Origin of the sequence: Mucilaginibacter sp. SMC90 (genome assembly GCF_022811725.1) — a bacterium.
GTDB lineage: Bacteria > Bacteroidota > Bacteroidia > Sphingobacteriales > Sphingobacteriaceae > Mucilaginibacter.
Genome location: NZ_CP094527.1, coordinates 2,951,316 through 2,966,415, shown reverse-complemented (window position 1 = coordinate 2,966,415; position 15,100 = coordinate 2,951,316). Strand labels below are relative to the sequence as shown.

Genomic DNA, 15,100 nt, shown 5'->3' with positions numbered 1-15,100 from the left:
GGCCATCTGTTTCGGATGGCCTTTTTACATTAAAAGTATTTCTTGTAAGCTTTCTTCAAGTGGTATAATTTCCAAAGGGTCGTGTGTTATTTTGCAGATTTGACCATTACTTTCAATCCCGATAAAATCGCCGTTTTCGTAAGCACCAATTCCCAATCCTGTACAGGGCGCTTTAATTTTTTTCTGTTAAATAGCTGGAACATAATTTTTCCAATATCTTTTTAGTGCTTAAATCTACCGAATTACCCACAGGGCTTTTTATTTAAAAGATTGTTTAAATTTGAGTGTACTTAAACCTAAATAACTCTTTATCGTCTAACCACTTAAACATTTATATCATGAAGATCTTAAACAGAATAAGCCTTTTGGCTGCATTCATATTTATTGGGGTTAACGTAACAAATGCTCAAACCAAAGCCGAAAAGAAAGCAGCTAAGCAAGCCGAAATAAAACAAATGGTTGAAGCGCAAAACTTTGTTTTTAAAGCAACTTTTGCCTTGCCTATGCGGGGAGGAACGCGCCCTTTAACCTCCGACTATGATTTGATTGTTGGGAAAGATACCATTGTATCATTCCTGCCTTATTTCGGGCGGGCTTACGTAGCTCCTCCTCCCGGAACAACTGATGGTGGTATTAAGGTAAATACCACAAAATTCAGCTACTCATCGGCAAAGAAGGGAAGCGGCTGGAATATCACGATCAAGCCCAAAGAAAAAAACATGGCCGACTGGCGCGATGTTCAAACATTCAACTTAAGTATCTCCCATGATGGTTTTGGCTCACTGCAGGTAACCAGTACCAACCGCGATCCGATATCATTTAACGGGTATATTGAAGCGAGGAGGAAATAAGTCTTAAGTACGAAGTTTTAAGTATAAAGTCAGAAAGTATTACGAAGAATCGTCATTATAAGGTACGAAGCAATCCCAAACTATACAGAGAGAACTGCATAGCGGCTCTGCCAATCGGGGATTGCTTCGTACCTCGCAATGACGCTTTTATTATTAGACAGCTTCTTATGACTTCCGACTTGAAACTTAAGACTCTATCAACCCCGCATTATCTTTCAACTCCACTCCCGATAGCTTCCGTTTGAAAGCTTCGTTTATTAAATAGAAAATCTTTTTTGCGGCTTTTTTATAAGTAAGGCCCTTATGACGAATATTGGATACACAATTGCGCGATTCATCAGTTAAGCCGGGTTTGGGCTTATAAGTGAGGTAAGCCCCCAAACTATCGGCGGAGCTTAAGCCCGGGCGCTCCCCGATAAGGATCAGTGAGAGTTTGGCATTCAGCCCATAGCCTATATCATCGCCTATAGCCACCCTACCCTGTTCAACAAGGCTTATGGGTGCCAGCTTTAAACCATTGGCAACCAATAGGGGAATAAGTGCATCCAGCAACCCAACAGCATTTTCATTTACCGCTGTTGCCGAAAGCCCATCAACCATCATGATAGCAACATCGCTTTCTGCGCTATAACCATTTAATTCGTTCAGGGAAGCTTCATTTAGCTTACGCCCAAGATCTGGGCGTTGCAGGTATTGCCGGCGATCTGTTACCCGGCTGTGCAGTTGCAAAACAGGCAGTTCGAAATGTTTGAGGGCATCGGTTAGCTTGCCCAAATCTAATTCCGAGTATACAGCATCCCGTGCGTGTGCATGCGCCAATTTAAACTCAAGCGACTCCTTCAGCGGGATACTTGTCCCCACCCGGCCAATAGCTATCCTTGCAGAAGTAAACTCCTGCAAAGCCTTCAATGGCCCAATTTCATGTGGGATGTTTCGTTTCATTTAACAGTTTACTAATTGAAGACCATGTCATTGCGAGGCACGAAGCAATCGCTTGCTATACAGAGTCGATATACTTACGTGCGATTGCTTCGTGCCTCGCAATGACATATTTTTATCTTCTTATCTAATAAAATCCCCCCAACAACCCGTGCTCACTCACCGGCAGCATATTCCCTTTATCATCAACTATCCCCTGTTTTATCAGCCAGGCTTCAAACTCGGGCGCAGGCTTCAATCCAAGCACCTTACGCAGGTATAAGGCATCGTGAAATGAGGTTGACTGGTAATTAAGCATAATATCATCCGACCCGGGAATGCCCATTACAAAATTGCAGCCTGCTACACCCAGCAGCGTAAGCAGGTTGTCCATATCGTCCTGATCGGCTTCGGCATGGTTGGTGTAGCAAACATCAACACCCATGGGCAGGCCCAAAAGCTTACCGCAAAAATGATCTTCAAGCGCAGCACGGATGATCTGCTTGCCATCATACAAATATTCAGGGCCAATAAACCCAACTACCGTATTTACCAGCAAAGGGTTAAACTTTCGTGCAACGGCGTAGGCACGCACCTCGCAGGTTTGCTGATCTACACCAAAATTGGCATTAGCTGATAGTGCACTACCCTGCCCCGTTTCAAAATACATAACATTATTACCTACCGTGCCCCGCTTTAATGATAACGTAGCCTGGTAAGCTTCTTCAATCAAGCCTAAATTAACCCCAAAACTTGCATTGGCCTTTTCTGTTCCGGCAATAGATTGAAAGCAGAGATCAACCGGTGCAGCTTTATTAACCAGTTGCAATGTGGTAGTAATATGGCTCAATACACAGGTTTGTGTCGGTATCTCAAACCGATGCCGTAACTCGTCCATCAACGTTAATAAACTGCTCACCGCCGCCGGACTATCAGTTGCCGGGTTAATACCGATAACAGCATCACCGCTGCCAAACAACAAACCATCAATAATACTCGCCGCCACTCCCCGCGGATCATCAGTTGGGTGGTTGGGCTGCAAACGGGTACTGAAATGACCTTTTAATCCAATGGTATTGCGAAAGCGCGTAACAACCTGGCATTTATTGGCCATAGCTATCAGATCCTGGTTCCGCATGAGTTTGGATACTGCTGCTACCATTTCGGGGGTTAGGCCTGGGGCTATAGTTGTTAAAGTAGCGCAGTCGGTTTCATCGCTCAATAACCAGTCGCGCAACTCGCCTACAGTTAGGTGGCTGATATGACTAAACGCCACTTCGTCATGATGGTCAATAATGAGCCGGGTAATTTCGTCATCCTCATATGGAATAACCACTTCATTCAAAAAGTTTTTGAGCGGCACATCGGCCAGGGTAATTTGCGCAGCCACACGTTCTTCATATCCGCCGGCACACAACCCGGCCAGCTCATCGCCCGAGCGGTAAGGCGAAGCTTTGCCCAGCAATGCTTTAAGGCTGGGAAACTTATAAACCTTGTGATGTATATTGTGGCGGTACATTCTTTTATATCATTATTTCATTGCATCATTAGGTCATTATTGCATAGAGGTAAAACAAATGACTCAATGACCTAATGATTAATGACTTCTTCAGCAGGGGCGTTCATCATATCCTCGGTTAAAGCTACTTTATGTTTACCCATAGCCGTAAAAATTAACAATACAATTACCAATCCTCCTGCAAAAATGAGGCTCATATCAGGATTAAAATATATTGTTGCTATTAAACACACTATACAAATTATTAAAGCAATCGCAGGGAAAACCGGATATGCCGGGGCCAGGAACGGCCTGCTTAAACGAGGTTCTTTTTTGCGCAGTATAAACAGGCTCAGCATGCTCATAATGTACATTACCACGGCACCAAGTACCGATAGCATGATGATCTGATCTGTTTTAAACTTATAAATAAAAATAGAGCTTACCACTCCGCTCACTACAAGCGCCCAATGCGGCGTTTTAAATCTATGATTGATATCAGACAGCATCCGGGGCAAATACCCGCTGCGCGCCATAGCAAACACCTGCCGCGATGAGGCAAGGATAATGCCATGCAGGGATGCTATCAACCCAAACAAGCCTATGCTGGCAAATATTTTGGTTAAGCCATTACCTTTACCCAGCACTATCCCAATAGCTTCGGGCAATGGATAATCCAAATTACTTAGTTTGCGCCAGTCGGTAAGGCCGCCGGTTATAACCATTACGCCAAGAGCCAGTACTACCAGCGTTATAATTGCCGAAATATAGCCGAGTGGAATGTTTTTTTTCGGATTTTCAACTTCTTCGGCCACCATGGCCACACCTTCAATAGCCAGGTAAAACCATACGGCAAAAGGCAATGCCGCAAACACACCGGCCCAGCCAAAAGGCATAGGATTGGTAAAGTAGTTTACCATTTTAAAGTGCGGCGAAACAATACCCAGGTAAAGCATCAGCTCAACTACGGCAAGTATGGTAATAAATACCGAGAATGTAGCCGATTCCTTTACACCCAGCATATTAAGCATAATAAAAAGGATATTAAAACCCATGGCAGCCTCCGTTATCGGAATAGCCGGATACAGAAAATGAAGATAACTGCCCAAAGAAACCGCTACCGCAGGCGTAGCAACCAGGAAATCCACAAGAGTAGCATAACCGGCTACTAAGCCACCGAAGGGCCCCATAGCCCTGTATGCGTATGCAAATGCACCGCCGGCATGAGGTATTGACGCAGTAAGTTCGGTGTAACTAAAAATAAAGGTAATATACATTAAGGTGATAACCAGTGTAGCTATCAACAGGCCAACCGTACCCGAAACAGCCCAACCTAAATTCCACCCGAAATACTCACCGGAAATAACAAGACCGACTGCTATTGCCCATAAATGAATAGGTTTTAAAACCTTTTTTAGCTGCTCGGTGCCTGTTTCTGCCATGGGCCTTCGATATAGATAATGTTTTATCGCCTTAAATTACTCATCAGGCAGGTTAAATCAAAATTATGGCGCGTTATGTAATTGTTAAGCCATGGTTTTTCCAAAAGAAGCAGTGATTTGCAACAAAACTATGCCATAAACAATTAGTAAAAATAAAAACAGACCAAAATCAAAACTAAAAAGATCGGCCATAAATAAAACAGCCGATAAAAACCTTGTTTACCGGCTGTTGTTTTATTAAAAAACAATCAATAGTTAGTAATTTAGGGGTACTAATATTTATTTACACCATCAGCTTATCTTTTAGATAAGCCATACTGGCGGTAATACTGGCAAAAGCATCTTTAGGCATATCATGTTCTACAAAAAAGTGCTGCATGCCTGCCGATTTTGCCGCTGCAAAAATTGGTTTAAAATCAATGTTACCGCCACCTACGGGTTGTATATTTTCCCTTGCAGCATCCAGATCCTTTACATGCCACAGCGGGAAACGACCCGGGTGTTCCTTAAACATATCAACCGGGTTTTTACCGGCCTTAACGGCCCAGGCCAAATCAAGCTCCATTTTAACATTATTTGCATCAGTTTCGCTTAGCAACATATCATAGGGTACTTTGCCATCAATAGCATGAAATTCCATATCATGGTTATGGTACGCAAACTGAATACCCGCCTTTTTTGCGGCCTCCCCTGTTTTGTTCAATACCTCAATGGTCGATTTTATTTCGTCAAGTGTAGCAGTAGGTGAATTTGCGCAAACCAGGTATTTAACACCACCCTCGGCAACTTCATCTACCACCTGCTGCATATTATCGCGCAGGTTCAGCACCGGTGGCAGTACCATTGGTTTGCCATCAGCGCCAACGGGCATTTTTGCTCCAGGAGGTAATTTAAACGGGGCACCCAGTACGTGATGCGAAACCCAATTCATGCCCATATCATTTACCGACGCTTTAAATTCCTTAGGCTTCATCCCGTAGTAGCCGCCTTTTTTGCTAAAAGCCGACTCCAGCTCCTTGTAGCCTATAGCAGCAATTTTATTTAGCGTGCCCTTAACATCTTCATCAATAATGCCGAAAAAAGTAAACAATTGCAGCCCTACAGGATGGTGCTCCATATTACTCAAAAAACTTGCTGCCTTACCCGATAAGGCCATGCCGCCAAGCACCAATGCGCCGGTGCCTTTAATAAAATTTCTTCTGCTGTAAATCATGCTGATAATGGTTAATAATTAACTGGTACAGTAAAGCTAACTAATTAATGATGAGCAAAGAAATTTTATTGTGTCTTTTTTACACAATAGTTTTTAAAGCTCAAAGCTGGCAAAGGCGTGATACGGAAAGCTTAAGGCTTGCATGTGAGGAATAGTTGTATTCGTTGGCGTAGCCGTAATGATTAGTTTACTGTACAAAAGCGTTAATTAAAATCCCATAAATTACACCAGAGGTGCAAAAGGTTTGTAGATAAAATAAATCATTTTTTAGTGTGCCGGAGGTACACAACTCAAACAGATTGGCAATTCGCGATTTTCGGGATATTGCTTTTTAAATAAGTATATGGGCGTTCCCGTTAGCTAACGGGCGGGCTATCCGCTCATACGCCTGCAGGCATTACGCTCATGGGCCGGTATCCGCTACTATCCCTAACGCAAAAAACGGATTAAAATAATAAACTATCATCTATTGTAAGGACATTGATCAAACAATCTCAGGCAGACTGTTATGCACCATTGACGATACAATGAAAGTTATAATGGCGATGATCAATCCAAACATAAAAACATTATACGCTGCCCTTAGCAGGCGGTATTTGCGGCCAAGCACCACGCCTTGTGTATGGATATCTTTTATAAGGCTATCATACAGGTATTCTTTATCGTGCAGTACGTTTTTCATACCAGCAGCAAAGTCATCCAGTTTCATACGGTAAAAATTACCGAAAAACAGCAGATTGGCTTTCTTATCGTCAATATCTTTGGTGCTGAACTTCCCCCTCGGTATCGACGGACGCGTTGATAAAATAGCCAAAATCATAGTGGCCAAACTAACCGTAAGCAATAAATACGATGGCAGTATCAAAAAAGAATTATCCTTAAGCTTTCGAAGCACCAGACTTATAATGGCCGAAATGATAATGGAATTAACCGTGATCAGGATCTGCGCCTTGTTATCCGCCATATCGCTCAGGCGCTGATCGGTACTGGCTGTAACTTTTAGTAAGGTTTCAATACCTAAATCTATATCTGCTACGTCCGAAGCCTTTTGTGGTAGCGTTTCCTGGTGGTTTGCCATTGGTTTCATTTTAGACCTATAAAATTAGGTTATTTTCAGGTTAATTGCCTTCCAATTATCAATACCAGGAACTCACAAACGTTACTCCAAATACAGGCAATTTGCTATTAGCCCCGTCCAGCCGGTTTGGTGGGCAGCACCCAGCCCAAGACCGGTATCGCCGTCAAAAAACTCATAAAACAAGATATGATCTTTAAAATTCGGATCGGTTTGTAATTTGGAATTTTTGCCATATACGGGCCGCTCACCATTTTCATTTTTCATAAATAGTTTGGAAACCCGGGCATAAAGCTCATTTGCTATCTCTTTCAGGTTCATAAAGTTTCCCGAACCGGTTGGGCACTCTATTTTAAACTCATCGCCATAAAACATATGGAACCTGTGCAAACTATCAATGATCAGGTAATTGATCGGCATCCAGATAGGTCCTCGCCAGTTGCTATTACCTCCAAAAAGGCCGCTGTCACTCTCGCCGGGCACGTACGTAATGCCAAATTCGACGCCATTGACAGAAACATGATATGGATGTTTAAGGTGATATTTTGACAGAGAACGGATGCCATAGTCGCTCAAAAATTCATTTTCATCAAGCATGTATTTAAGCAACGATTTCATCCTGTAACCACGCAGCAAACTTATCAGGTGCTTGCCGTTGTTTCCCTTCTCATTCCAACGTGAAACCAGCGATGCAAGATCAGGCCGGTTTTCGGCAAACCATTTCATGCGGTCTTTAAAAACCGGGCTTTCCATAATATCTTTTTCATCAAGCACTTCGGTAGCAAACAAGGGGATCAACCCAACTATACTTCTCACCCGCATTTTTACAGAACCATCGTCCGGAAAACGGATCTGATCGTAAAAAAAGCCATCCTCATCATCCCAAAGCCCTTCGTTGTTTTCGCCGAGGTTTGACATAGCACCAACTATATAAATGAAATGCTCAAAAAACTTGGAAGCGATATCGGCATAAGCGTTATCAGTTTCTGTAAGCTCGGTAGCAATGCGCAGCAGGTTAAGCGAATACATGGCCATCCAGCTGGTACCATCGGCCTGCTCCAAATGTTGCCCCGAAGGCAAATGCATGTTACGATCAAAAACACCAATATTATCCATGCCCAGGAAACCACCTTCAAAAATGTTATTACCCGATTGATCCTTACGGTTAACCCACCAGGTAAAATTGAGCATCAGCTTATGAAAAACCCGCTCCAGGAAATAAGTATCCCCTTTGCCATTGTTATTTTCCTTATCTGTTTTATAAACATTCCATACAGCCATAGCATGTACCGGAGGGTTAACATCGCCAAAATCCCATTCATAAGCAGGCAACTGACCGTTAGGATGCATATACCAATCGCGGGTAAGCAGGATGAGTTGATTTTTGGCAAAAGCCATATCAACGGTTGCCAGCGGCAGGCAGTGAAAGGCCAGGTCCCAGGCAGCAAACCATGGATATTCCCACTTATCCGGCATAGAAATAATATCCCTTGTGTTGAGGTGCGTCCACTTGCTGTTGCGGGCATTAAGCCTTTGAGCAGGCGGCCGGGGCATTCCTTTATCACCGCTAAGCCAATGGCGTACATCGGTATAAAAAAACTGTTTGTTCCAAAGCATCCCCGCAAAAGCCTGCCGTTGGATAAGACGCCGGTCGGGGTTCATGGTAGCACCGTGGATATCATTATAAAACTGGTCGGCTTCGGTTTGGCGCACCGCAAAAACCTCGTCAAAATCTTCAAAACTATAATTGGCATCTTCTGAAAGGCGCAGGCGCAGGGTTACGCTTTTGCCGGCAGGAATATTCAGATCATAGTTAACGGCAACCTTGGTCCCTGTATTTTTGGGGTTTACCGAGTCTGCACCATGAACAATATAATCGTTTATACCATCCTTATAATATTTACGGCCATCGTCATAATTGTAAAGCTTGCGCGAGTTTGTTTCGTTGTCGCAAAACAGCAATTGCCCCTCTCCGTCTGTATGCAACCACATCTGGCCAAGGTCCTTATGAAAAATGCTGATCACTTTTTCCGACGAGCTGCAAAGATCCGGTTTGCGCGAATCATATCCCCAGCCCCAGGTATTTCGGAACCATAAAGTGGGCATTACATTAAGCGGTGCATCTTTATCACTCCTGTTATGAATGGTTATTTTTATCAGGATATCTTCCTGTGCATTTTTGACATATTCTGTAAAAACATCAAAATATTCATTACGATCAAAAATACCGGTATCCATGATCTCAAACTCGGGCTCCTGACGGCTGCGGCGTTTGTTTTCATCAACAAGCCAGCTGTATGGAAACTCGTTTTGGGGATATTTATACAGCGTTTTCATGTACGAATGTGTAGGTGTGCTATCCAAATAATAGTACATCTCCTTCACATCCTCGCCATGATTGCCTTCCGGGTTACTGAGGCCAAAATAACGCTCTTTAATAATAGGATCTTTCTTGTTCCACAATGCAATTGCAAAGCAAAGGTATTGCTGCCTGTCGCAAATGCCGGCTATACCTTCCTCACCCCAGCGGTAAGCTTTACTGCGGGCCATATCATGTGTAATGTAGTTCCATGCGTCGCCATTTGCACTGTAATCTTCACGTACGGTCCCCCACTGGCGGTCGCTTACATAAGGCCCCCACTTTTTCCAGCCTGTATCCTTTAACCTTGATTGTTCTGCATTCATAGTATAGATGGCAATTTACACTATCCCCATTTAAGGTAAGCGTTTTGCAAAGTAGATTTAATTAGTTAAAAATACGTTAACGTAAGGTTTGTTTTACCATATTATGAATAATAGGCTGGATTTGAACGTTGTTTATTCGTTTAGCTATAGTGAGTACAAAAAGTAGCTCGGTAGGGATATTTTGTCTTTCAAAATATTAAGCACTTATGTAATATGGGCGTTCCCGTTAGCTAACGGGCGGGCTATCCGCTCATACGCCTGCAGGCCTTACGATCCGGGCCGGTATCCGCTAAGCCTAACGCTCATTCCTGGTCGAAGTTTAGCGATAGCGTAACTTCGTCCCATTCCTGGTTGAAGTTTAGCGATAGCGTAACTTCGTCCCATTCCTGGTTGAAGTTTAGCGATAGCGTAACTTCGTCCCAAAATCGGTTAAGCTGAAAGCTTAACCGAGATACCCGATGACGATTGGCATCAATTAGCTTACAACCCTGATACGGAAGCAGGATGCTTCCACGGTTTTTAGGTCGAAGTTACGCTACCGCTAAACTTCGACCAGCTTAAGACTGTCGGACCTCCTACTTGCGGACTCACAACTATTCACCCCACGAATGAAACATTGCCATCCGGGTTCTATTGGCACTGATTAATATATAGCCTTTTGCGCTTATTGTTTCATCCTCCTCTACCTTCGTCCAACCCGAATCAAACTCATATAACGTGCAGCCGCCATTAACACAACCCGAAAATCTTAAATCGCCGTCAGTGTTACCTCCATAAATAGCCAAATCCGCATCTTCCGGTAATTTATTACCTCCATTTTTTATAGAGACATTTTTATCTGCAAGCGTATCAATAATTTCTGTATTTGATAACTTCCAGCCGTTACTTTCGGCAAATCCGATTACATCTGCACCATTATAAATATTGGTTTGATTTTTCCATGTAATAGTACGGTGTCCACCCCCGCGGTCCCTGGTCGCTGCTGTTTTCAATGATATGATCGGTGTCAAAATTTTTCCAGAATCCGGCTGGTGTAAGCTTATTGCAGCTAACAAATACTACAGCAAGAATCAGCAGGAAAAGTTTTCTCATAAAATACCAATGAAAGATGATTGGTCAAAAACCCGATTCCTGATCGATGTTACGCTATCACTAAACTTCGACCAGCTTAAGAATCCAGACTTACGAAGTTTTTAAAACTTCGTAAGTCTTCACCGCTTTGTCATTCTCTGTGGAAAGACTGCGGCCCACTGCAAACCAAAAACTGCAAACTGAACTTATGCCCAGGCACTCCTTAAAAACCGCAGCCAGTTGCCGTGCATCATATTTTGGATATCCTCATCGGTATAACCGCGTTTTTTTAGCAGATCAGGAACGTTTTGAAGATCGGCAATGGTTTCCAGATCATAAGGGCATTGTTCCCTACCGAAAGCGCCATCCAAATCGGTACCCATGCCTACATGCAGGGCGTTGCCGGCTATCTGACAAATATGATCGATATGATCAACCATAACTTCCATATTGCAGTTCATTCCTTTGGGTGTGGATACTCCCCTCACCCAACCCGGTACCATCATCCAGGCATCAAGAGCAGCGCCAATCACCGCTCCGCGGTCAATCAATACTTTAATCATTTCATCGCTAAACTGCCGGTTATGGTTTACCAGCGCACGGCAATTGTTATGACTGGCCCAAACGTGGCCGTTAAAATGATCAAGTGCCTCCCAAAAACTATCGTCGCAAAGGTGGGTAGCATCTAAAATGATATTCAGGCGCTCCATTTCCTTAAGCAGTTCATGCCCCCTGGGGCCCATATAGCCGGTAGCATCGGTACCCTGAGCATACCTGCCAGGGCCATAATGTGCCGGGCCCACAGCCCTCAGGCCATAGTTATAGGCCCGTTCCAGGTGCTTAACAGTTACTATCGAATCAGCCCCTTCCAAACTTAAAATATACCCTACCGGTTTCTTCTCGGTCGGTGTACCGTCATTCCAAAATTGAAGATGTTTTTCAAGAGATGCCAGATCGTTCACCTGCACCATTTCCCCGGCATCTTCCATGGCTTTGTACCAGGCTACCTGTCCCTGGGTTTGGGCCCAGGCCTGTTCCGGCGAGTGCCAGCCCGGCAAAGGATTATCAGGTGCTACGTAACGCCCTATTTGTGTAGCTACCACCAGGCCAATATTTCCTTTACGCAATTCGGGCAAGGTAACAACAGCTTTGGCTCGGTCAGGTTTATCAGTTAAACCATCTTCGCGTTTATTTACTTCGGCAAGCGGGCGCGTAAGGTCGCGGTTCCACTCAAGGGCATTCATGCTTAAATCCAAATGAGCATCTACAACAAACATATTATTTGGCTATTAAATAGTGATCTTGCGGTCGCGGGCTTTGTTAAGCCATTCGCCGCTAATATTTTCTTTTTCTATAGTGTAAACACGCTCATACAGCGCTACCGTAGGACAAACATGATGCGGAATACCATAGAACACATCGCCCACTTTATATTTATGGTTAGCACCGGCCTCCACCACTAAATGTTCCTCGCTTTGACTTACAGGGTAAAGCTCCGGAGCGTTTAAAAAGTAAATACGTTTGCTCAATTCGTTCTCGGCAGATATCGACTTATGACCAACATCCAAACAAAGCTTTGTTGCAGCCGGCAGCGATATTACCCTTGTAACTACCAATGCTGCAGGTAAAAAATCCTGCTCGGGCATGCCCATCTGGTAACCTTTATCCCAGTAAACGAAAGTACCGGGACTGCATTCAACGTATTTACGCCTGGCGTGAATTGGAAAAGTAGGCGAACCGCCGGCAACAATAACCGGTTCTGGATAGCCTTTACTTTTTATGGTTTGCTGGAGTTTCATTACCGGATCAAACGCAAAATTGCACCTGTCGGCCCGTTTCTGCAGGTCAACATCATGAATGTGGCCGTCATAGGCATGCAAGCCAACCGGATTTATACCCGGCAACACCCCACAATCCATATAAAGCTGCAGGGCATCAAACCCAGGTGCTATACCTGTGCGGTTCATGCCGACATTCATATCAAGATACACATCGATATTGGTTTTAAACCTTAGCGCGGCCTCAGAGATCTCCGTTGCCGATGATGAATTATCAACCAAACAAGAAAAATGAGTTTGCGGATAGGCATGGACGAGCCTGATAAAACGGTGCAGTTTTGGGCCTTCGGGTTGGTAAGCCAACAAAACATCGGGCGCTTTGCTCATGGCCAGGAGTTCTGCTTCGGCAATGGTAGCACATTTAAACTTCCGGATGCCTGCTGCTAACAACAAACCCGTAACCTCAGCATTCTTGTAGGTTTTAACATGCGGGCGCAAACGGGCAACATCATCGATCATGCCGGTAAGCGTAGCTATGTTTGTTTTAACCCTGTCGGGATAAACCACCAGCGCCGGGGTGTCCAACTTGTCGATATCGTTTATAATATACCAGTTAGGGGTCATGGTTTATATATTTTTTATAGGTAGTGACGCATCACATACGTCTCCAAATATACAGAGCCACCTGGAATGTGGCTTTGCAAGCGAGAGGCACATGTAATGCGCCTCTGCAGAATAAGGATTACGGATCTATTCTAATTCAAATAGCGCTTCAATCTCAACCGGGATATTATCAGGTAATGATCCCATACCTACCGCACTGCGTACGCCTATACCATTCTCTTCGCCCCAAATTTTAGCAAATAGTTCGCTCGCGCCGTTAATAATGAAAGGGTGCTTTTCAAATTCAGGTGTGCAGTTTACCATACCCAATACTTTGATAACACGCTTAATTTTATTAAAACTGCCAATGTTTGCTTTAATTGTAGCTAACATAGTTAAACCTACCTGTTGTGCTGCAAGTTTACCATCTTCCTGGCTTACGGTGTCGCCAACGCGACCGATTATTAGCGATGCATCATCCTGTACAGGGCCATGGCCCGACAGATAAAGGTATTTACCATCAACTAAACATGGTTTATAAACGCCAAGCGGTTTTGGGGCAGGCGGCAGGTTTAAACCTAACGCTGCAAAGTTTTCTTCGGGAGTGTTCATGAACGTAAAACTATTGTTTTTAAGTAAAAAAGTATCAAAAAAAATATTTTTGCACGAATGCTGTAAGCCGGGGAGAATTTATTTGAATTACACGAATTTCAATAGCTAAAATTCAAAAAACCGTACTTAAAATTGCTACTCAAACAGCATGTTTAGTGCAAATCCGATTCAATTTGTGAGAATTAGTGTTTAATAAAAAAAGCCGGGGATCTCACTCCCGGCTTTAACCAAATCAACTAAGTAGAATATATAATCTCAAAATTTAAACGACACACCAAAATTGATAGCATAATCTGCAAATGCAGCATCACCTATAACATAGGTACCGGTAGCTATCGAGTTTTCTTTATCGGTAACGCTTTGTGTACGATCACGTTTAAGGGCGATTGGTACACTGGCAAAAATATTCATCCTTTTAAATGCATAGCTCAATGACGGCTCTGCAGAAATGATATATCCCGGACGACGAAAAGCGTCGCTTTTGCCAATAAGGTCATGAACGGGAATACCTTCAATACGGCCACCTGCAGATATAGTGAATGCGTTGGCTATGGTATAGTTAACGCCTAAACGGGCCAAATACTGATCAGGCACGCTCGAAATAGCTTCATTAGCAAGCGTTGCGCTCAATGTTTCGCGATATGTGCGCGTACCGTTAGTATTGCGCGGATTGCTCATGTAATATAAATTACCATAGCCACTAAATCCGCTGCCAAAGCCCAGGTAGCCATTTGCTTCGGCAATAATGCCAACGCCGCCATCACCCAACTGGATAGATTGATCAACAGGACGCTCGGATGGGATCACATTATAAAAATGGGATTTATAATTAAAATCGCCGGTAGGTAACTTAATACCTAAGCCAACCTGAATATTACCATTGCTTTTACGACTATCAAACAACCAGCGGTTAACAATGATACGTGAATCGCCGATACCTTCTGAATATGATTTATGACGTTCTTTACCGCCATGCTCATATAATGACGAGCGGGTATTTACCAGATATGGTATACCAACTGAAACTGACCAATACTGGTTAAAATTACGTGTGAGGTTGATATCAATAGTATGCTGGTGGTTAATTACCTCATTACCTATTACCTGGCGTTGTTTTTGTTCATCAGTGCCCTTAAAGTGGCGAAACGATTTAAAATAGCGCCACGATGCGGTAAGTTCCCAGCCTTTGTTTAAGGTATCCTGCGTAGTATGCTCCATGTTGCTGAACGGGCCATCGGCTTTGATGGCTACACAGCCCTGTGCATTTACTTTTGCATAGGTAGTACATATGACGATTGCGGTAGTGCAAAGAAGTTTCAAAGTAAAGTTTTTCATAGTATTGGGTTTGGTATTT

Annotated in this window: 12 protein-coding genes; 1 reads left to right on the top strand and 11 read right to left on the bottom strand. The window is 43.6% G+C overall.

Features of this window, described 5'->3' with window-relative positions; all coding sequences use genetic code 11:
- The first annotated feature begins 338 nt into the window (after positions 1-338).
- Entirely contained in the window at positions 339-851 is a 513-nt protein-coding gene (locus MTO98_RS12665; protein WP_243487021.1) for a DUF4251 domain-containing protein, read from the top strand.
- 186 nt (positions 852-1,037) lie between these two features.
- Here the strand turns inward: MTO98_RS12665 and eutC are convergent, their stop codons facing one another.
- From eutC to MTO98_RS12610, 11 genes are all read right to left on the bottom strand, one after another.
- On the bottom strand, positions 1,038-1,793 hold the full coding sequence (eutC, locus tag MTO98_RS12660) for an ethanolamine ammonia-lyase subunit EutC (protein WP_243487020.1): 756 nt from the start codon (positions 1,791-1,793) through the stop codon (positions 1,038-1,040).
- Positions 1,794-1,917: 124 nt separating this feature from the next.
- Positions 1,918-3,288 (bottom strand): ethanolamine ammonia-lyase subunit EutB, encoded by a 1,371-nt coding sequence (locus tag MTO98_RS12655; protein WP_243487019.1) that lies wholly within the window; start codon positions 3,286-3,288, stop codon positions 1,918-1,920.
- A gap of 71 nt (positions 3,289-3,359) precedes the next feature.
- The gene (gene eat / locus MTO98_RS12650; protein WP_243487018.1) at positions 3,360-4,709 is read right to left on the bottom strand and encodes an ethanolamine permease; all 1,350 of its coding nucleotides are present in this window, start codon (positions 4,707-4,709) and stop codon (positions 3,360-3,362) included.
- Positions 4,710-4,992: 283 nt separating this feature from the next.
- The gene (locus MTO98_RS12645) at positions 4,993-5,922 is read right to left on the bottom strand and encodes a sugar phosphate isomerase/epimerase (RefSeq protein WP_243487017.1); all 930 of its coding nucleotides are present in this window, start codon (positions 5,920-5,922) and stop codon (positions 4,993-4,995) included.
- Between the two features lie 484 nt (positions 5,923-6,406).
- Entirely contained in the window at positions 6,407-7,009 is a 603-nt protein-coding gene (locus MTO98_RS12640; protein ID WP_243487016.1) for a Pycsar system effector family protein, read from the bottom strand.
- A 72-nt stretch (positions 7,010-7,081) separates the two neighbouring features.
- On the bottom strand, positions 7,082-9,682 hold the full coding sequence (locus MTO98_RS12635; RefSeq protein ID WP_243487015.1) for a glucosidase: 2,601 nt from the start codon (positions 9,680-9,682) through the stop codon (positions 7,082-7,084).
- Positions 9,683-10,275: 593 nt separating this feature from the next.
- Entirely contained in the window at positions 10,276-10,674 is a 399-nt protein-coding gene (locus MTO98_RS12630) for a hypothetical protein (RefSeq protein WP_243487014.1), read from the bottom strand.
- Between the two features lie 285 nt (positions 10,675-10,959).
- A complete protein-coding gene (locus tag MTO98_RS12625; protein ID WP_243487013.1) occupies positions 10,960-12,030 on the bottom strand; it encodes a dipeptidase in 1,071 nt (356 codons plus the stop codon).
- A 12-nt stretch (positions 12,031-12,042) separates the two neighbouring features.
- On the bottom strand, positions 12,043-13,155 hold the full coding sequence (locus tag MTO98_RS12620) for a D-TA family PLP-dependent enzyme (protein ID WP_243487012.1): 1,113 nt from the start codon (positions 13,153-13,155) through the stop codon (positions 12,043-12,045).
- 126 nt (positions 13,156-13,281) lie between these two features.
- A complete protein-coding gene (locus MTO98_RS12615; RefSeq protein ID WP_112572265.1) occupies positions 13,282-13,746 on the bottom strand; it encodes a RidA family protein in 465 nt (154 codons plus the stop codon).
- Between the two features lie 255 nt (positions 13,747-14,001).
- Entirely contained in the window at positions 14,002-15,081 is a 1,080-nt protein-coding gene (locus tag MTO98_RS12610) for a hypothetical protein (protein WP_243487011.1), read from the bottom strand.
- Between the last annotated feature and the right edge of the window lie 19 nt (positions 15,082-15,100).

Coding starts and splice junctions, on each gene's coding strand:
- eat (WP_243487018.1), bottom strand. CDS start 4,709: ATGGCAGAAACAGGCACCGAGCAGCTAAAAAAGGTTTTAAAACCTATT.
- MTO98_RS12620 (WP_243487012.1), bottom strand. CDS start 13,155: ATGACCCCTAACTGGTATATTATAAACGATATCGACAAGTTGGACACC.
- MTO98_RS12645 (WP_243487017.1), bottom strand. CDS start 5,922: ATGATTTACAGCAGAAGAAATTTTATTAAAGGCACCGGCGCATTGGTG.
- eutC (WP_243487020.1), bottom strand. CDS start 1,793: ATGAAACGAAACATCCCACATGAAATTGGGCCATTGAAGGCTTTGCAG.
- MTO98_RS12625 (WP_243487013.1), bottom strand. CDS start 12,030: ATGTTTGTTGTAGATGCTCATTTGGATTTAAGCATGAATGCCCTTGAG.
- MTO98_RS12635 (WP_243487015.1), bottom strand. CDS start 9,682: ATGAATGCAGAACAATCAAGGTTAAAGGATACAGGCTGGAAAAAGTGG.
- MTO98_RS12655 (WP_243487019.1), bottom strand. CDS start 3,288: ATGTACCGCCACAATATACATCACAAGGTTTATAAGTTTCCCAGCCTT.
- MTO98_RS12610 (WP_243487011.1), bottom strand. CDS start 15,081: ATGAAAAACTTTACTTTGAAACTTCTTTGCACTACCGCAATCGTCATA.
- MTO98_RS12640 (WP_243487016.1), bottom strand. CDS start 7,009: ATGAAACCAATGGCAAACCACCAGGAAACGCTACCACAAAAGGCTTCG.
- MTO98_RS12665 (WP_243487021.1), top strand. CDS start 339: ATGAAGATCTTAAACAGAATAAGCCTTTTGGCTGCATTCATATTTATT.
- MTO98_RS12615 (WP_112572265.1), bottom strand. CDS start 13,746: ATGAACACTCCCGAAGAAAACTTTGCAGCGTTAGGTTTAAACCTGCCG.